The organism is Tsukamurella sp. II2bb (assembly GCF_057815145.1).
Genome location: NZ_JBYPZI010000007.1, coordinates 267,817 through 284,049 on the forward strand (window position 1 = coordinate 267,817; position 16,233 = coordinate 284,049).

17 protein-coding genes are annotated in these 16,233 nt (G+C 71.9%); 9 read left to right on the top strand and 8 right to left on the bottom strand.

What is annotated here, in order from left to right; all coding sequences use genetic code 11:
* The first annotated feature begins 1 nt into the window (after position 1).
* The gene (locus AC21LY_RS17260; RefSeq protein WP_489047783.1) at positions 2-829 is read left to right on the top strand and encodes an Fpg/Nei family DNA glycosylase; all 828 of its coding nucleotides are present in this window, start codon (positions 2-4) and stop codon (positions 827-829) included.
* A gap of 67 nt (positions 830-896) precedes the next feature.
* Here the strand turns inward: AC21LY_RS17260 and AC21LY_RS17265 are convergent, their stop codons facing one another.
* The 3 genes from AC21LY_RS17265 to AC21LY_RS17275 are packed head-to-tail and all read right to left on the bottom strand — an operon-like array spanning position 897 to position 3,428.
* Positions 897-1,604 (bottom strand): DsbA family oxidoreductase, encoded by a 708-nt coding sequence (locus tag AC21LY_RS17265; protein ID WP_489047784.1) that lies wholly within the window; start codon positions 1,602-1,604, stop codon positions 897-899.
* Between the two features lie 36 nt (positions 1,605-1,640).
* Complete coding sequence (locus tag AC21LY_RS17270) at positions 1,641-2,480, bottom strand: SDR family NAD(P)-dependent oxidoreductase (RefSeq protein ID WP_489047785.1); 840 nt, start codon at positions 2,478-2,480, stop codon at positions 1,641-1,643.
* 27 nt (positions 2,481-2,507) lie between these two features.
* Entirely contained in the window at positions 2,508-3,428 is a 921-nt protein-coding gene (locus AC21LY_RS17275; RefSeq protein ID WP_489047786.1) for an HhH-GPD family protein, read from the bottom strand.
* A gap of 10 nt (positions 3,429-3,438) precedes the next feature.
* On the opposite strand from AC21LY_RS17275, the gene AC21LY_RS17280 reads away from it, so the two are divergent.
* Positions 3,439-4,092, top strand: a complete 654-nt coding sequence (locus AC21LY_RS17280; protein ID WP_489047787.1) for a carbonic anhydrase — start codon at positions 3,439-3,441, stop codon at positions 4,090-4,092.
* A gap of 69 nt (positions 4,093-4,161) precedes the next feature.
* Entirely contained in the window at positions 4,162-4,947 is a 786-nt protein-coding gene (locus AC21LY_RS17285) for a BsuPI-related putative proteinase inhibitor (protein WP_489047788.1), read from the top strand.
* A gap of 6 nt (positions 4,948-4,953) precedes the next feature.
* Here the strand turns inward: AC21LY_RS17285 and disA are convergent, their stop codons facing one another.
* The 3 genes from disA to AC21LY_RS17300 are packed head-to-tail and all read right to left on the bottom strand — an operon-like array spanning position 4,954 to position 8,047.
* Positions 4,954-6,039, bottom strand: coding sequence for a DNA integrity scanning diadenylate cyclase DisA (gene disA, locus AC21LY_RS17290; RefSeq protein ID WP_489047789.1), 1,086 nt, complete (start codon positions 6,037-6,039; stop codon positions 4,954-4,956).
* 10 nt (positions 6,040-6,049) lie between these two features.
* A complete protein-coding gene (gene radA / locus AC21LY_RS17295; RefSeq protein WP_489047790.1) occupies positions 6,050-7,450 on the bottom strand; it encodes a DNA repair protein RadA in 1,401 nt (466 codons plus the stop codon).
* 6 nt (positions 7,451-7,456) lie between these two features.
* Complete coding sequence (locus tag AC21LY_RS17300; RefSeq protein ID WP_489047791.1) at positions 7,457-8,047, bottom strand: hypothetical protein; 591 nt, start codon at positions 8,045-8,047, stop codon at positions 7,457-7,459.
* Between the two features lie 291 nt (positions 8,048-8,338).
* On the opposite strand from AC21LY_RS17300, the gene AC21LY_RS17305 reads away from it, so the two are divergent.
* From AC21LY_RS17305 to ispF, 3 genes are read left to right on the top strand one after another with little or no spacing between them, the layout of a single operon-like run.
* On the top strand, positions 8,339-8,827 hold the full coding sequence (locus AC21LY_RS17305; protein ID WP_068527521.1) for a CarD family transcriptional regulator: 489 nt from the start codon (positions 8,339-8,341) through the stop codon (positions 8,825-8,827).
* Positions 8,824-9,495: a 2-C-methyl-D-erythritol 4-phosphate cytidylyltransferase gene (ispD, locus tag AC21LY_RS17310; protein ID WP_489047807.1), complete on the top strand. Its 672-nt coding sequence runs from the start codon at positions 8,824-8,826 to the stop codon at positions 9,493-9,495. The genes AC21LY_RS17305 and ispD overlap by 4 nt, the downstream gene beginning before the upstream one ends.
* Positions 9,492-9,965 carry a 2-C-methyl-D-erythritol 2,4-cyclodiphosphate synthase gene (ispF, locus tag AC21LY_RS17315; RefSeq protein ID WP_489047792.1) on the top strand — a complete coding sequence of 158 codons (474 nt, stop codon included), beginning with the start codon at positions 9,492-9,494 and terminating at the stop codon, positions 9,963-9,965. The genes ispD and ispF overlap by 4 nt, the downstream gene beginning before the upstream one ends.
* Here ispF and rarD read toward each other — a convergent pair.
* The gene (gene rarD, locus AC21LY_RS17320) at positions 9,950-10,873 is read right to left on the bottom strand and encodes an EamA family transporter RarD (RefSeq protein ID WP_489047793.1); all 924 of its coding nucleotides are present in this window, start codon (positions 10,871-10,873) and stop codon (positions 9,950-9,952) included. The genes ispF and rarD overlap by 16 nt on opposite strands.
* An 84-nt stretch (positions 10,874-10,957) precedes the next feature.
* Here rarD and cysS point away from each other — a divergent pair, with 84 nt between their 5' ends.
* The 3 genes from cysS to AC21LY_RS17335 are packed head-to-tail and all read left to right on the top strand — an operon-like array spanning position 10,958 to position 13,963.
* Positions 10,958-12,358 (top strand): cysteine--tRNA ligase, encoded by a 1,401-nt coding sequence (gene cysS, locus AC21LY_RS17325; protein WP_489047794.1) that lies wholly within the window; start codon positions 10,958-10,960, stop codon positions 12,356-12,358.
* Positions 12,358-13,326 (top strand): 23S rRNA (guanosine(2251)-2'-O)-methyltransferase RlmB, encoded by a 969-nt coding sequence (rlmB, locus tag AC21LY_RS17330; RefSeq protein ID WP_489047795.1) that lies wholly within the window; start codon positions 12,358-12,360, stop codon positions 13,324-13,326. The genes cysS and rlmB overlap by 1 nt, the downstream gene beginning before the upstream one ends.
* Before the next feature lie 25 nt (positions 13,327-13,351).
* On the top strand, positions 13,352-13,963 hold the full coding sequence (locus AC21LY_RS17335; protein WP_489047796.1) for a TetR/AcrR family transcriptional regulator: 612 nt from the start codon (positions 13,352-13,354) through the stop codon (positions 13,961-13,963).
* A gap of 338 nt (positions 13,964-14,301) precedes the next feature.
* Here the strand turns inward: AC21LY_RS17335 and AC21LY_RS17340 are convergent.
* Positions 14,302-16,233: sulfatase-like hydrolase/transferase (locus AC21LY_RS17340; protein ID WP_489047797.1), on the bottom strand; the 1,932-nt coding region annotated here is incomplete at its 5' end.

Here is a 16,233-nt window from a genome sequence, read left to right on the forward strand (position 1 = left end):
GATGCCCGAGGGTGACACCGTCCACAACCTCGCTGCGCGGCTGCAGCCGGTGCTGGGCGGGAAGGTGCTCACCGCCTGCGACATCCGGGTGCCGCGGTACGCCACCGTCGACCTGGCCGGACGCACGGTGGGTTCCGTGACGGCGCGCGGGAAGCATCTGCTGATCGACGCGGGCGTCGCCGTGATCCACAGCCACCTCAAGATGGAGGGGCAGTGGCAGGTGTACCGGCCGGGTGAGCGCTGGCGCCGTCCCGCACACACCGCCCGCGCGGTGCTGGCCGTAGACGGAGCGCAGGTCGTCGGTTTCTCGCTCGGGAAGCTCGAGGTCCTCACGCCGGCGGAGGCCGACGGTGCCCTCGCTCAACTGGGGCCCGACCCGCTCGGCCCCGACTGGGACGCCGGGCGCGCCGCGGCGAACCTCGCCGCCGAGCCGGACCGCCCCGTCGGGCTGGCACTGCTGGACCAGCGGAACCTGGCCGGCGTGGGCAACGTCTACCGCAACGAGCTGTGCTTCCTGCACGGCGTCCACCCGGCGAAGCCGACTTCCGAGTGCGGGGACCCGCGCCGCTGGGCCGACGATGCGGCGCGACTGCTGCGCGCGAACCTGGGGCGCGGACGGCGGATGACGACCGGGATCGACCGGGACGGCCGGCGGGTGTTCGTCTACGACCGCGCGCGGCGCCCGTGCCTGCGCTGCGGGACCGCTATCGTCGCGGGCTCGCTCGGCGGCGCGACCGATCCCGATCGGGCGATTTGGTGGTGTCCGCGCTGCCAGCCGCGATCGGCAGGTACTCCACCGCGCCGCTCTGCTCACGATGTCGGGTTTTGAGCGATCAGACGTGCGCGACGACACCTCTGAGGCACCAGAACCCGACATCGTGAGGACACTCGGGTGGTCAGTCGCGCGCGGGGAGCTCGCAGCCGTCGGGGCCGCAGGCGTCGGCACCGTCGGAGCCGAGGACGGTCAGCGGCTGCTCGCCCCGCGCCTTCGCCAGCGCCTCGGTGAAGACCTCGGGCGGTTGAGCGCCGGAGACCGCGTACTTACCGTCGAAGACGAAGAACGGGACGCCGCCGATGCCGATCCGCTTCGCGGTTTCCTCGTCGGCGCGGACGGCGTCCGCGTAGGCGGTGGGATCGTCGAGGACCGCGCGGGCGGCGGCACCGTCGAACCCGGCGGATTCGGCGATCGCCACGAGGCGGTCACGGCTGCCGAAGGCGGGCTCCGGCTCGGCGAAGTTGGCGGCGTAGAGAGCGTCCAGCAGCGCCTCCTGCCGACCGAGTTCGAGGGCCCAGTGCAGGAGACGGTGCATGTCGAAGCTGTTGCCGCTGTCGCGGCCCTCGACCTGGTAGGGCAGGCCGAGTTGCTGTGCCTGCGCGCCGAGGCCGCGCTCGTTCGCGGCGGCCTGCGCCTCGCTGATGCCGTACTTGGCGGCGATCCGTGGGATGACGGGCTCCGACGCGCCGGCCGTGGGGTCGAGCTCGAAGGAGCGGTGGATCACCTCGACCCGGTCCCGCTCCGGGAACGCGGCCAGCGCCTCCTCGAAGCGGGCCTTCCCGATGTAGCAGAAGGGGCAGTTGATATCGGTCCAGACGTCCACGCGCATGGCCGGTTCAACGCCCGACCGGGGTCGGTGATTCCCTCAGAGCGGGTAGGTGACACCCGTGAGCTTCTCCGAGACCGCCCACAGCTCGGCCCACTTGGCCTTGTCCTTCGAGACCGCGGTGGACGAGCATTTGCCCACCGGGCCGCGGGACTGGAACAGCTGCGTCGGGCCCCACCACGGGTGCGGGTCGAGGTCGGGGTCCGTGGCGGCGAGGACGATCGACTCGGCCGCCTTGGCGGGCGGGTTCGCCAGCATCGCGACGGCCGGCTTCATCACCAGATCCAGCGGCGTGTCGGTGCGGGCGAACAGCCCCGTCGGGGAGACGCCGGGGTGCACGTAGTACGCCCGCTTGTCCGACCCGGCGGCCTCGAACCGGCGCTGCAGTTCCCGCGCGAACATCATGTTCGCGAGCTTGCTCTGCCCGTAGGCCTCGGTGCGCAGGTACTTGCGCTGTTCGTAGTTGGGATCGTCCATGCGCCACCGGTAGTTCTGCCGGTGCGCGACCGACGAGACCGCGACGACGCGGTCCGTCAGCCGGTCCAGCAGCAGGCCGGTGAGTGCGAAGTGCCCGAGGTGGTTGACGCCGAACTGCATCTCGAAGCCCTGCTTGGTGCGGCGCAGCGGGATGTTCATCAGGCCGGCGTTGTTGACGAGCACGTCGACCTCGCCGGTGCGCTCGGCGAAGGCGCGCACCGAATCCAGATCGGCCAGGTCCAGGGCTTCGACGGCGACGTCGCCGTCGATCCCGTCGGCGATGCGCTGGGCGCCCGCCACGTCGCGGCAGGCCATGACGACGCGGCCGCCGGTGGCGGCGAGCCGCCGCGTCACGACCTCGCCGAGGCCGCCGTTCGCGCCGGTCACAATGTAGGTGGTCATGGCGGCCAGCCTACGAGGTCGCGCCGCTCACGCCTCGCCGGCCAGGGCGAACCTCCCGTCTGTGGTCTGCTCGATCAGCCCGTCGACCAACAGCGAGTCCAGCGCGCGGTCGCGCTGCGCCGGATCGCGCGGCCATGCCAGGTCGAGTTCGGCGCGGGGGACGGCACCGTCGGTGCCGCGGAGCACGTCGAGCAGCCTGCCGCGCGCCTGCCGGTCCGTTCCCTCGTACTTCTGCACCTTCCGCGGTGCGACGGTGCCCTCGGGCGCCCCGGCCGCGAGCCAGGCGCACTCGGCGTGGACCGGGCACTGCCCACAGCGCGGCGACCGGGCCGTGCAGACCAGCGCACCCAGTTCCATCAGGCCCGCCGAGAGCCGCGTCCGCCGGTCCCGGGGGACGGTGCCCAGCGCCGCCGTCGCCGCCGCCAGGTCTCGCCTCGCCGACGGTGCCGCGGCGTCCGAGTCGCCGTCCACGGCGCGGGCGAGCACCCGCCGGACGTTGATGTCGACCACCGGGACGTCCTGGCCGAAGGCGAAGCAGGCCACGGCGCGCGCGGTGTAGTCGCCCACGCCGGGCAGGGACAGGAGCTCGTCGACATCGGAGGGCACGGCACCGTCGAACCGCTCGACGAGGGCCTGCGCGCAGGCGTGCAACCGCATCGCCCGGCGCGGATAGCCGAGCTTGCCCCAGGCGCGCACGGCGTCGGCGCCCGTGGCGGCGGCGAGGTCGGCGGGGGTGGGCCAGCGCTCCATCCACGCACGCCACACGGGTTCGACGCGCACGACCGGCGTCTGCTGCAGCATCACCTCGCTGACCAGGATCGCCCAGGCGCCGACGCCGGGGACGCGCCAGGGCAGATCCCGCTCCGCGGTGTCGAACCAGCCGAGGACCGGTGTGAAATCCGTCGCCGTCGCGGGGGTGCCGTCGCGGGAAGTATGCACGAAGAGCATTATCGATGGTATGCCGACTTCGACTCCTTCCGGCGCCTGGCGCGCCCTTCGTGATGGCAACCGTCGCTTCGTGGAAGGGGCACCCGCGCACCCGAATCAGGGTGCGAGCCGGGTGGCCGAACTGACGGCCGGCCAGCAGCCCACCGCCGTCCTGTTCGGCTGCGGGGACTCCCGCGTCGCCGCCGAGGTGATCTTCGACCAGGGCCTCGGCGACATGTTCGTCGTCCGCACCGCCGGCCACATCATCGACGCCGCCGTGCTGGGCTCGATCGAGTACGCCATCGAGGTGCTCAAGGTGCCGCTGATCGCGATCCTCGGGCACGACAGCTGCGGCGCCGTCGCCGCCACCGTCAACTCGATCGACACCGGCACCATGCCGCCCGGCTACATCCGCGACATCGTCGAGCGGCTCACCCCGTCGGTCCTGGCGGGCCGCCGCGAGGGGCTCTCCGACGTCAACGACATCACCGCGCAGCACGTCATGGAGACCGGCTGGCTGCTCATGGAGCGCTCGCGGATCATCGCCAAGGGCGTCGAGGAGGGCCGCGTCGCGATCGTCGGCCTCACCTACGAACTGGCCGAGGGCAAGGTGCACCTGCGGGGCTCCGTCGGCGATATCGGCGAGGCCGCCACGTCGCCCTTCCAGGCCGTCCGGCCGGAGTGATCCGCGCGGATCCGTGACACGCCGCCGCAGGTCAGCGGCGTGAGGCCGGGGAAACGCTACCGTTGAGGCGTGCTTGAGCCCCATGGACCCCTGCCGCCCGAGATCTACTGGCGCCGCCGCGTGCTGGCCGCCGTCTTGGCGCTGCTCGCCGTGGTCGTGGTGGTCCTGCTGATCGTCTTCGCCGGCGGCGGTGACTCGTCGCAGAACGCCTCGTCCACGTCGTCGTCCGCGCCGGTCACCACCGGCGTTCTGCCCCCGTCGCAGGCGCCCGACGGTGCCGGCCCCTCCGGCGCGAACAACAACAACGGTGGCGCGGCCGGTGCGGGTGGCTCGGGCTCCCCGCAGGCCGGTGCCGCACCGTCGGGGTCGGCGTCCGCCAGCGCCAACCCGTCCGGCGCCGGCGTCCCGACCCCCGGCGCGGTGGTCGCAGGCGGTCCGTGCCCCGACGCGAACGTCTCCGTGGTCGTCAGCGCCGACAAGGCGACCTACACGCTCGGCGAGCAGCCGATCTTCGAGGCCACGGTGACCAACGCCGGATCGGTGCCGTGCTCGCGGGACATCGGTACCGGCCAGCAGCAGCTGATCGTGCTCACCCTCGACGGGTCCAAGCAGCTGTGGTCGAACTTCGACTGCACCTTCCAGCCGGAGATCAAGAACGAGGTGCTGCAGCCCGGCCAGCAGTTGCGCTACAAGCTGCAGTGGGCCGGCACCACCTCGGCGCCCGGCTGCCAGGCCCAGCGGGTGCCGGTCGCGCCCGGCGCGTACCAGGTGGTCGCGCAGCTCGGCGCGAAGCGCAGCGCCCCGGTCACCTTCAACATCGTCCGCGCCGCGGCCCCGCCCGCCACGGGGAACTGACGCGGCTCAGAACCGCTCGACCGAGGCCTCGGCGAGACGGGAGAGGCCCTCGCGGGCCTGCCGGGCACCGTCGGGCCCGATACCGGGGACGGCCTGCAGATCCGCGGCGGAGGCGGCGAGCAGCGTCTGCAGCGAGCCGAAGGCGTCGACCAGAGCCTCCACCTGGGAGGCGCGCAGCCGCGGGATCGAGCCGAGCAGGCGGTGGCCGCGCGGGGAGACCGGCTCGTCCTGCGCCTCGACGGTGCCCGAGAAGCCCAGCGCCGCGGCGACGGTGGTGGCGGCGAGCAGGTCGGCGTCGCTGAGCGCGTCGATCCGGGCGACCGCCGCATCGACGGTGTCGCCGCTGTCGAGGTAGTCGCGGAGCACGGGCTCGCGCAGCGAGACCGACTCGCCCAGGAGGTCTTCGAGCTGCAGCGCGATCTGCCGGCCCGAGCTGCCGAGCTCGAGCACGTGCTGCTCGATCTCGACGGCGAGGCGGCGCACCAGCTCCAGCCGTTGCACCACCTGAGCGACCTCGCGGACCGTGACCACGTCCTCGATCTCGGCGCGGGAGAGGTGCCCGAGCACCTCGTCGAGGCGGTGCGCGTACCGCTCCAGCGTGGCGATCGCGAGATTGGCGCGGGAGAGGATCGGTGCCGCGTCGTCCACGAGGTGCCGTACCCCGCCGACGTAGGCGTGCACGATCGCCATCGACGCGCTCACCGAGATCACCGGGTAGCCGGTCTGGATCGCGGCCCGCTCGGCCGAGCGGTGCCGCGTGCCGGACTCCTGCGTGGGGATCGCCGGGTCGGGCACGAGCTGCACGTTCGCGCGCACGATCCGGGCGCCGTCGGTGGAGAGCACCACCGCGCCGTCCATCTTGGACAGTTCCCGCAGGCGCGTCGGCGCGAACTCGACGTCCAGGTGGAAGCCGCCGTCGCAGATCCGCTCGACGCGCTCGTCGTAGCCGAGCACGATCAGGGCACCCGTGCGGCCGCGGAGGATCCGCTCGATCCCGTCCCGCAGGCCGGTGCCGGGGGCCACGCGGATCACGGTGTCGCGCAGCGGCGCGTTCCCGGCGAACGCGCCGCCGCCGAGACTTCTGTGGTCCATGCGGGTAAGGCTAACGCCCGCGCTTCGCCTCGGTCAGGGAGCCCAGCCGCAGGGCGTCGGCGACGGTGGCCGCCTCGCCCACGTGGATCCCGTCGACCTTCAGCTTCTGCCCGTCGGGCGAGGGCGGGACGATGGCGTGGGTGAAGCCGAGCCGGGCCGCCTCGGCGAGGCGGCGCTCTAGCCCGGTGACCCGTCGCACCTCGCCCGCGAGGCCCACTTCGCCCAGCACGACGGTGTTCGGCCGCAGGGCCTTCTCCACCGCGCCGGACGCCACGGCCAGCGCCAGCGCCAGGTCGGCGGCCGGTTCGGTGATCTTCATCCCGCCCACCGTGGCCGCGTAGACGTCCTTCTGCGGCAGGTTCTCGATGCCGCCGTGCTTGGTCAGCACGGCCAGGACCATCGCGACCCGGGCCGAGTCCAGGCCCGAGACCGCGCGCCGCGGGGAGGGGAGCGGTGTGGGGGTGACGAGGGCCTGGAGCTCGCCCAGCATCGGCCGCTTGCCGTCGAGACCGACGGTGACCGCGGTCCCCGCCGCGGCCTGGTCGCGGTGGTGCAGGAACAGGCCCGACGGGTCCGTGACCTCGGCGATGCCGGACTCGCGCTGCTCGAAGCAGCCCACCTCGTCGGAGGCGCCGAACCGGTTCTTGATGCCGCGCACCATGCGCAGCGTGGAGTGCTTGTCGCCCTCGAAGCTGAGCACCACGTCCACGAGGTGCTCCAGCGAGCGCGGGCCGGCCACGGCGCCGTCCTTGGTGACGTGGCCGACGAGGATCACCGCGATCCCCGTCGCCTTGGCCAGGGACGTGAGCGTGGCGGTGATCGCCCGGACCTGGGTGACGCCGCCGTGCACACCGTCGACGCCGGACGCGGAGAGGGTCTGCACAGAGTCGACCACCATGAGCGTGGGCGCGATCTGTTCGACGTGGCCGAGCACGGTACCGAGGTCGGACTCGGCGGCGAGGTACAGCTGATCGTTCAGCGCCCCGGTGCGTTCCGCGCGCAGCCGGACCTGCCCGGCGGACTCCTCGCCCGTGACGTACAGGGACTTGCCGCGGCCCGTCGTGGCCCAGCGGTGCACGACCTCGAGCAGGAGCGTCGACTTGCCGACGCCGGGCTCGCCCGCCAGCAGAATCACCGAACCGGGCACGATGCCGCCGCCCAGCACGCGGTCGAGCTCGCCGATGCCCACGGGCAGCGCCCGCGTCGAGTTCGGGTCGATCCGGGTGATCGGGACGGCCGGCGTCTTCGGCAGGGTCAGCCCGACGTTGCCCGCGGGACCGGAGCCGGCGGCGCGCACGGGCGCGCCCTCCTCCATCGTGGACCAGGCGCCGCACGACGGGCACCGGCCGACCCATTTGGCCACTGTGTGGCCGCATTCGGTGCAGGTGTACTGCACCTTGGCTTTCGCCACGGAGACCTAGTGGCCGCCGCCCTTGCCCTCGCCGTGCGAGCCGCCGCCGGTGACGGTGATGCCCGCGGCGGAGGCGGGCAGGGCGCCGGCGTCGAGCGGAACGTCGATCGGGAGCGAGCCGGCCTTCTCCAGGTGGAACCAGAGCTTGTTGGTCAGGCCCGGGCGCCACGAGGCGTCGACCGGGACCGTGACGTTCAGGCGGGTGATGCCGGCCGCCTTGCTGTCGCTGCCCACGGGCGCGGCGCCGTACAGCGAGCCGCCCGCCGTGAGCGTCGTGTCACCGCTGATGGTGGCGAAGCGGCCCTTGTCGTCCGAGATGGCCTTGAGCTTGTCGGCCGCGTTCGGGTTCAGGTTCGTCAGCACGAAGGAGAGCTTGCCCTGGCTGCCCGAGACGGGGTACATCACCGAGATGTCGCTGAGCGCGATCTTCTGGTCCACGAAGGTCTGGTTGGCGCCGTTGATCGCGGCCACCTGATTGGCGGTCTGCGAGATCTGGCCAGCGCCGCAGGCGGACACCGAGAGCAGGGCGCCGGCGGCGAGCAGGGCGCCCGCGACGGTGGTGGCGGTGCGGCGGGTCGAGACGGTGCGTGCGGACACGGTTCCTCCAGTTTCCTCCCCGTGCGCGGCGACACCCGCGTGCGGACGGTGCTGAGTATGTCACCACGCAGCGTAGTAGAAGGCGGGCCGGGCCGTGCCGCCGGGCGGCAACTATCCCGTGACATCGCCGCCGGAGGACCTCCGCGCCGGTCGCCGGAACCTGCGGAGAACAGCCGAGGCTTCGTTTGTCAACCACTGAATAAGGTCTGACCTGCGGTGTTGTCCAAGGTTGCCGAGCAGCCCGGTTCGGCACCGTGTTATCCTAGTCATATCGAAAGGGGCAAGGATCAGATGATTTTCAAGGTCGGAGACACCGTTGTCTACCCCCATCACGGTGCCGCACTGATCGAAGCTATCGAGATCAAGACCATCGGTGGACGTGAGCGCGAGTATCTGGTGCTCAAGGTCGCACAGGGTGATCTGACGGTCAAGGTTCCCGCGGAGAACGCCGAGGTCGTCGGCGTTCGTGACGTGGTCGGCCAGGAGGGCCTGGACAAGGTCTTCCAGGTGCTGCGCGCGCCGCACACCGAGGAGCCCACGAACTGGTCGCGCCGGTACAAGGCGAACCTCGAGAAGCTCGCATCGGGCGATGTGAACAAGGTGGCCGAGGTCGTCCGCGACCTGTGGCGTCGTGAGCAGGACCGCGGTCTGTCGGCCGGCGAGAAGCGCATGCTGACCAAGGCCCGCCAGATCCTCGTGGGTGAGCTGGCGCTCGCCGAGTCCACGGACGATCAGAAGGCGGAGTCGCTGCTCGACGAGGTGCTGGCGGCGGCCTCCTGACCGTCGTCGCGCTGGTCCCCGCCGCAGGCCGGGGGACGCGCCTGGGGTTGAACACGCCCAAGGCATTCGTGGCTCTGAAGGACCGTTCACTGCTCGAAAGGGCGGTGAACGGTCTTTTCGCATCCGGGGTGGTCGACGAGGTTGTCGTCATGGTCCCGCCGGACATGGTCGACGGTGCGCGGACCCTCGTGCCGCGGGCGCGGGTCGTGGTGGGCGGGGCCGAGCGCACGGACTCCGTGCGTGCGGGCCTGGTCGCCGCGGGCACGGCGGACCTGGTGCTGGTGCACGACGCGGCGCGCCCCCTGACCCCGCCCGCGATGATCGTGCGGGTGGTCTCGGCGCTGCGCGCCGGGGCGTCGGCGGTGATCCCCGTGCTGCCCGTCGCGGACACCGTCAAGCGGGTCGACGCGGACGGGGTGGTGGAGGCCACCGTCGAGCGCGCGGACCTGCGGGCCGTGCAGACACCCCAGGGGTTCACCGCCGAGGCGCTCCGGGCCGCCTACGCCGCCGCGCCGGGCGCGCTCGCCACCGACGACGCCGGGCTCGTCGAGCGGGCCGGCGGCACCGTCGTCACCGTTCCGGGCGACCCCCTGGCGATGAAGATCACCACCGCATTCGACCTGCGGATCGCGCAGGCGCTGGCTCTCGAGGCTGAGGAGCAGAGATGATCGTTCCCCGCGTCGGTATCGGCACGGACGTCCACCCCGTCGAGCCGGGCCGGCCCTGCTGGATGCTGGGCCTGAAGTTCGACGGTGACGGCTGCTCCGGGCACTCCGACGGCGACGTCGCCGTGCACGCCCTGTGCGATGCGCTGCTCTCCGCGGCCGGGCTCGGCGACCTGGGCACCGTCTTCGGGGTGGGCCGCTCGGACAACGTCGGGATCACGGGCGCGTCGATGCTCACCCACGTGCGTTCGCTGCTCGACGGGGCGGGCTTCGCGGTCGGCAACGCCGCGGTGCAGTTGATCGGGAACCGGCCCAAGGTCGGGCCGCGCCGGGCCGAGGCCCAGGAGGTGCTCAGCGGGCTGCTCGGCGCACCGGTCTCGGTGTCCGCCACCACGACCGACGGGCTCGGCCTCACCGGCCGCGGCGAGGGCGTCGCCGCGATGGCGACGGCGCTGGTCTACGCGGTGAGCTGACCGGACCGTACACGGCGCATCGTGCGGATCGTGTCCGCGGTGAGCAGGATCAGCGCGACCCAGACGATGCCGAAGCCGATCCACCGGGCGGGGGAGACCTGCTCGCCCAGGAGGAGCACCGCGCACAGCAGTTGCATGACCGGTGTCGCGAACTGGATCAGGCCCACGGTCACGAGCGGGATCCGGCGCGCGGCCGCCGCGAACAGCAGCAGCGGCACGGCGGTCGCGACGCCGGAGAGCGCCAGCAGCGTGGTGTGCACGGGGCCGTGCCGACCGATGTCGAGCCCGCCGCCCCAGGCGGCGATGACGCCCAGCGCGATCGCCGCCAGCGGCGCCAGGATCGCGGTTTCCAGGGTGAGGCCGTGCAGCGCGCTCAGGCTCGCGCCGACCTTGTTCTTGAGCAGCCCGTACAGCCCGAACGAGCAGGCCAGCACGAGCGAGGTCCAGGGGAACCGGCCGCCGGCGACGGCGAGGAAGGCGCCCGCGAACACCCCGACGCCGACCGCCGCCCACTGCAGTGGCCGCAGCCGTTCGCCCAGCACGAGCACGCCGAGCGCGACGGTGACCAGCGGGTTGAGGAAGTAGCCGAGCGCGGCGTCCGAGGTGTGCCCGGACGTGACCGCGGCGACGTACACCACCCAGTTGGTGGCGATGAGCAGTGCCGCGATCGCCACGCCGCCGAGCAGCTTCGGCCGGCGCAGGATCGGCCGGAGCCAAGCCCAGTCGCGCAGGACCAGCAGGATCAGTCCGCAGAGCACCAGCGTCCAGAGGATGCGGTGGGCGAGGATCTCCCACGCGCTGGTCGGCCGCAGCGCGTCGAAGTAGAGCGGGAACAGGCCCCAGAGCAGATAGGCCGCGATGCCCATGAGGGTGCCGCGGCTGACCTCGGACGAACTGCGATCGGGCACCGAATGATCCTACCTATCGACTGTGATGCCGGAGAAGTGCTCGCGTGATCGCCGCGCATGCGGCGCACCGTAGAATAGGCGGTCGTGACGCTGCGCCTTTACGACTCCCTGACCCGCGAGATCCGCGATTTCGTGCCCCTCATCGAGGGTAAGGCGGGCATCTACCTCTGCGGCGCCACGGTGCAGGGCGTCCCGCACATCGGCCATATCCGCAGCGGCGTCGCCTTCGACGTGCTCCGACGGTGGCTGCTCGCCAACGGATTCGACGTCGCCTTCGTGCGTAACGTGACCGACGTCGATGACAAGATCCTGCGCAAGGCCGCCGAGGCGGGCCGGCCCTGGTGGGAGTGGGCCGCGACCCACGAGCGAGAGTTCACCCGCGCCTACGACGCCCTGGGTGTGCTGCCCCCGTCGGCCGAACCGCGGGCGACGGGCTTCATCACCCAGATGGTCGACTACATGCAGCGGCTCATCGACCGGGGGCACGCCTACGCCGCCGACGGTGACGTCTACTTCTCCGTCCGCTCCCTCCCGTCGTACGGCGAGCTCAGCCGGCAGAAGGTCGACGACGTGCACCAGGGGGAGTCCGCGGCCACGGGCAAGCGGGATCCGCTGGACTTCACCCTGTGGAAGGCCGCCAAGCCCGGCGAGCCGAGCTGGCCCTCCCCGTGGGGCGAGGGCCGGCCCGGCTGGCACCTGGAGTGCTCCGCAATGGCCACCAGCTACCTCGGGTCGCGCTTCGACATCCATTGCGGCGGTATCGATCTCATCTTCCCGCATCACGAGAACGAGATCGCCCAGGCGCACGGCGCCGGGGATCCGTTCGCGAACTACTGGCTGCACAACGGCTGGGTCACGATGTCGGGCGAGAAGATGAGCAAGAGTCTCGGCAACGTGGTCTCCATTCCCAATCTGCTCACGCAGGTGCGAGCGGTGGAGCTGCGCTACTACCTCGGCTCGGCGCACTACCGCTCGATGCAGGAGTACTCGCCGGGCGCGCTGCAGGAGGCCGTCACCGCGTACGGGCGGATCGAGGCGTTCGTGCGCCGCACCGTCGAGCGGGCGGGGGAGGTGCCCGTCGGGGAGTGGACCGACGGTTTCGCCGCTGCGCTGGACGACGATCTGGGCGTACCGTCGGCGTTGGCGGAGGTGCACGGTGCGGTGCGGGCCGGGAACGCCGCGCTCGAGTCGGGGGATCTCGACGAGGCGCGGCGCCTGGCCGGTGCGGTGCGCGCCATGACGGCGATCCTCGGCGTCGACCCGCTGGACCCCCACTGGGTCACGGAGAACTCCGGCGACGGTGCCGCGCTGGACGCGCTCGGCGTGCTCGTGGACGCCGAGATCGAGCGGCGGGCCACCGCCCGCGCGGAGAAGAACTGGGCGGAGGCCGACGCCGTGCGCGACCGGCTGCACGCCGCGGGCATCGAGGTGACCGACGGTGCCGGCGGTTCGGCATGGACTCTCAAGAAGAAGGCGGGCAACTGATGGCAGGCAATTCGCAGCGCCGCGGCGCGGTTCGCAAGGCGGGCACCAAGAAGGGGCAGGTCACCGGCTCCGGCGGCGTCCGGCGCCGCGGGCTGGAGGGGCGCGGCGCGACGCCGGCCGCGAAGGACCGTCCGTACCATCCCGCGCACAAGAAGGCGCGGGCCGCGGCGAAGGCGGCCGCGAATCCGCAGCGCCGCCCGGCGAAGGTGGCGGGTCGCTCGGCGGAGGACGGGCCCGAATACGTCCTCGGCCGCAACCCCGTCGTCGAGTGCCTGCGCGCGGGCGTTCCCGCGACGGCCCTGTACGTCGCGATCGGCTCGCAGAACGACGAGCGGCTCACCGAGTCCGTGCAGATCGCGGCGAACACGGGCATCGCGATCCTCGAGGTGCAGCGCGGCGAGCTGGACCGGATGAGCGACAACGGCCTGCACCAGGGCATCGCCCTGCAGATCCCGCCGTACACCTACGCGCATCCGGAGGACCTCCTCGCCCGTGCGCAGGACCGGGGCGAGGCGCCGCTCATCGTCGCGCTCGACAACATCACCGATCCCCGCAACCTCGGCGCCGTGATCCGGTCGACGGCCGCGTTCGGCGGGCACGGCGTCGTCATCCCGGGTCGACGGTCCGCCGCCGTCACCGCCGTCACCTGGCGCACCTCCGCGGGCGCCGCGGCGCGGCTGCCCGTGGCGCAGGCCCCGAACCTGAATCGGGCCCTCGCGGACTACGCGGCGGCCGGCCTGCAGGTCGTGGGCCTGGACGCGGGCGGCGACGTGACGCTGGACGACTACCGTGCCGACACCGGCGTGGTCGTGGTCGTGGGTTCGGAGGGCAAGGGGCTCTCGCGGCTGGTCCGGGAGAACTGCGACTCGATCCTGTCGATCCCAATCGCCTCGTCGGTCGAATCGCTCAACGCCTCCGTCGCCGCCGGGGTGGTGCTCGCGGAGTTCGCCCGACAGCGCCGCCAGTAAAGCGTCGCCGCGCTAGCCTGAACCGATGACCTCCCTCGAGGAACGCCAGGAGAGCCGGCGCCGGCAGATGCTCGACGCCGGTATCGCGCTCCTCGGCGGCCCCGAGGCGGGGGCCCTCGGCGTCCGCGCGGTGTGCCGGTCCACGTGCATCACCGAGCGGTACTTCTACGAGGCTTTCGGCACCCGCGACGGTTTCGCCCACGCCGTCTACGACGACATCGCCCGGCGCACGCAGGAGGTCCTGGTCGACGGCGTGCGCGCGACCTACGACGCGGCGGCCGAGGAGGACGTGCCGGTGACCGCGGTGGCCGTGGCGACGTCCGCCGTCACCGCCTTCGTCGAGTTCGTGGTCGACCGGCCGGACGTCGGCCGGATCCTGCTGCTCGCGCCGTACCGCGAGCCCGCCCTCGCGGAACGGGGCCTCGGCAGCATGCCGGCCTTCTTCGACGTGGTCGCCGCCGCCCTGCCGGGCGAGGTCGACCCGACGACCCGCCGGCTCGTGGCGACCGGCCTCGTCGGGGCGCTCACCACCCTGTTCACCGAGTACATCGCCGGACGGCTCGACGTCACCCGTGAGCAGTTGGTCGACCACTGCGTGCGACTGGTCGCGACCGCGCCGGACCGGTTCACGGACTGACCGTCCCGGGCTGACCCCGTATAGGAGCGGCACGAAAACCTGTGACGGTTCATTTTCATGACCGAGTTCAGTCGCGACATGTTCGGGATGGTGCGGGGAGGAGATATCGGTCCCGGACTGGAACGGTGAGCTTCATCCGAGTAGGAACGTGCTGGTCGTCGCGGACTGGAGTCCGCGGTGGCAAGCCGTCCGCGGCCAAATTGGGGGACCTGCTGCGCCGCTCGTGACTCGCCGCTGGTAGTCGGCGCCCCGGACCGACGATCATAGCCTGTGGCTTGTCGCCGCCGGAACGGGCCCCGGGGGCGCGGGCTCGCCGCACCCCCGGGTCCCTACCCGGGTTACGCCTGCGCGGGCACCTTGTAGGCGATGTTCACGTCGCCGATGGTGCCGTTGAAGGCGAACGGCATCTTGTCGTGGTACGCCCGCGAGACCGCGCCGCCGTACGCCCGGCCGATGTCGAGGCAGTCGTTCGCCGAGAACAGCAGCGCGGCGGTGACCGGCACCTCGCCGGACGCCACCTCGGTGCCGTCGATCCGCAGCGAGACCGACAGCGGGCCGCCGGGGCGCGGCTCGCCCACGTAGGCGGTCTCGACCTCGAGGGTCACCTCACCGGCGGGGATCGGCTCCGGGGAGGCGATCTTCGTGCGCTGCACCAGGAACAGGTTGTACTCGTAGTGCAGCACGCCGTCCTCGAAGTAGGCGGTCAGGCCGCCGCCCGAGCCGCCGAGCTTGTAGAGCACGCCGTTGGCCTTCTCGGGCAGCGTGAGCTGCATGCGGACCACGTTCGGCTTGTTGCCCAGCGCGGGCGCGCAGAACTCGGGGATGCGCACGGTGTCGCCGGACAGGTTCCACTCGGTGTACTTCGGGCCGAGCCGCAGCTCCGGGTGGTACGCCGCGACCCAGAGCCCGCCGCCCACCGGGAGCACGTCGTTCTTCGCCGCCTCGATCGCGAAGACCTCCTTGAGCTGCGCGACCTTCTCCGGGTACTGATCCGCCAGGTTGTGGGCCTGGCTCCAGTCCTCGTTCAGGTTGTACAGCTCCCAGACGTCGGCGTCCGGGGTCCAGGTGGCGAGGCCGGGGGGCGCACCCGGCACCCACGGCAGCCGCGGGCCGAGCGCCGACGCCATCCAGCCGTCCTCGTAGATCGACCGGCTGCCCATCACCTCGAAGTACTGGACCTTGTGCCGCTCCTCCGCCGAGGCATCGTCGATCGAGTAGGCGAAGCTGGTGCCGTCGATCCGATCCTGTTGGATCCCGTTGACGGAGTCCGGCGGCGTGATCCCGACCATCTCGTAGATGGTCGGCACCACGTCGTTGACGTGCGTGAAGTGGGTGCGCGGCACCGGGTCGTGGGAGATCTTCGCGGGCCACTGGATGAACATCGGGTTGCGGGTGCCGCCCAGGTGCGAGGCCAACAGCTTCATACCCTGGTACGGCGACGAGCCGGCCCACGCCCAGGCTGCGTGGTACTGGTTGTCGGTCGCCGACGAGCCCAGGACGTCGAGACCGCCCAGCTCCTCCAGCGCGGCGATGTGCTGGTCCACCGTGGTGGGGATCGCGTTCTGCGCCAGCAGCTCGGAGATGGTGCCGTTCTGGCCCTCGCCCGACGAGCCGTTGTCGCCCCAGATGTAGACGACGATGGTGTTGTCGAGGTAGCCGAGGCGCTCGACCTCGTCGATCAGGCGGCCGGCCTGCACGTCCGCGTGCTCGCCGAAGCCGGCGCACACCTCCATCAGGCGGCGCTGGAAGGGCCGCTGGTGCTCGGGGATGTCGTCCCAGGCGGCCAGGCTCTCCGGGCGCGGGGTCAGTTCCGCGGACTCGGGGATCCAGCCGGCGGCCTTCGCGGCCTCGAACGCGCGCTCGCGGTAGACGTCCCAGCCGTCGTCGAACTTGCCCTTGTACTTGTCCGCCCACTCCTTCATGATGTGGTGCGGCCCGTGGATGGCGCCGGTGGCCCAGTACATGAAGAAGGGCTTGTCCGGGCTGTTCGCCTTGTGGTTCCGCAGCCAGCCCATCGCGTCGTCGGCGATGTCCTCGCTGAGGTGGTAGCCCTCCTCCGGCGTCTTCGGGGGCAGCACCGTGGTGGTGTTGCGCACCAGGTTGGGCTCGTACTGCGAGGCCTCGCCCGCGAGGAAGCCGTAGAAGTACTCGAAACCGTAGCCGGTGGGCCAGTTCTCGAACGGACCGGCAGCGGTGGTCTCCTCGGCAGGCGTGTTGTGCCACTTGCCCCAGGCGGCCGTGGAGTAACCGTAGTTCTTGAGCACCTCGGC

What these genes read in the sequence shown, in the direction of transcription:
- AC21LY_RS17260 (WP_489047783.1), top strand. Translation starts at nt 2, where the DNA reads ATGCCCGAGGGTGACACCGTCCACAACCTCGCTGCGCGGCTGCAGCCG.
- AC21LY_RS17265 (WP_489047784.1), bottom strand. Translation starts at nt 1,604, where the DNA reads ATGCGCGTGGACGTCTGGACCGATATCAACTGCCCCTTCTGCTACATC.
- AC21LY_RS17270 (WP_489047785.1), bottom strand. Translation starts at nt 2,480, where the DNA reads ATGACCACCTACATTGTGACCGGCGCGAACGGCGGCCTCGGCGAGGTC.
- AC21LY_RS17275 (WP_489047786.1), bottom strand. Translation starts at nt 3,428, where the DNA reads ATGCTCTTCGTGCATACTTCCCGCGACGGCACCCCCGCGACGGCGACG.
- AC21LY_RS17280 (WP_489047787.1), top strand. Translation starts at nt 3,439, where the DNA reads ATGCCGACTTCGACTCCTTCCGGCGCCTGGCGCGCCCTTCGTGATGGC.
- disA (WP_489047789.1), bottom strand. Translation starts at nt 6,039, where the DNA reads ATGGACCACAGAAGTCTCGGCGGCGGCGCGTTCGCCGGGAACGCGCCG.
- AC21LY_RS17305 (WP_068527521.1), top strand. Translation starts at nt 8,339, where the DNA reads ATGATTTTCAAGGTCGGAGACACCGTTGTCTACCCCCATCACGGTGCC.
- ispF (WP_489047792.1), top strand. Translation starts at nt 9,492, where the DNA reads ATGATCGTTCCCCGCGTCGGTATCGGCACGGACGTCCACCCCGTCGAG.
- rlmB (WP_489047795.1), top strand. Translation starts at nt 12,358, where the DNA reads ATGGCAGGCAATTCGCAGCGCCGCGGCGCGGTTCGCAAGGCGGGCACC.
- AC21LY_RS17335 (WP_489047796.1), top strand. Translation starts at nt 13,352, where the DNA reads ATGACCTCCCTCGAGGAACGCCAGGAGAGCCGGCGCCGGCAGATGCTC.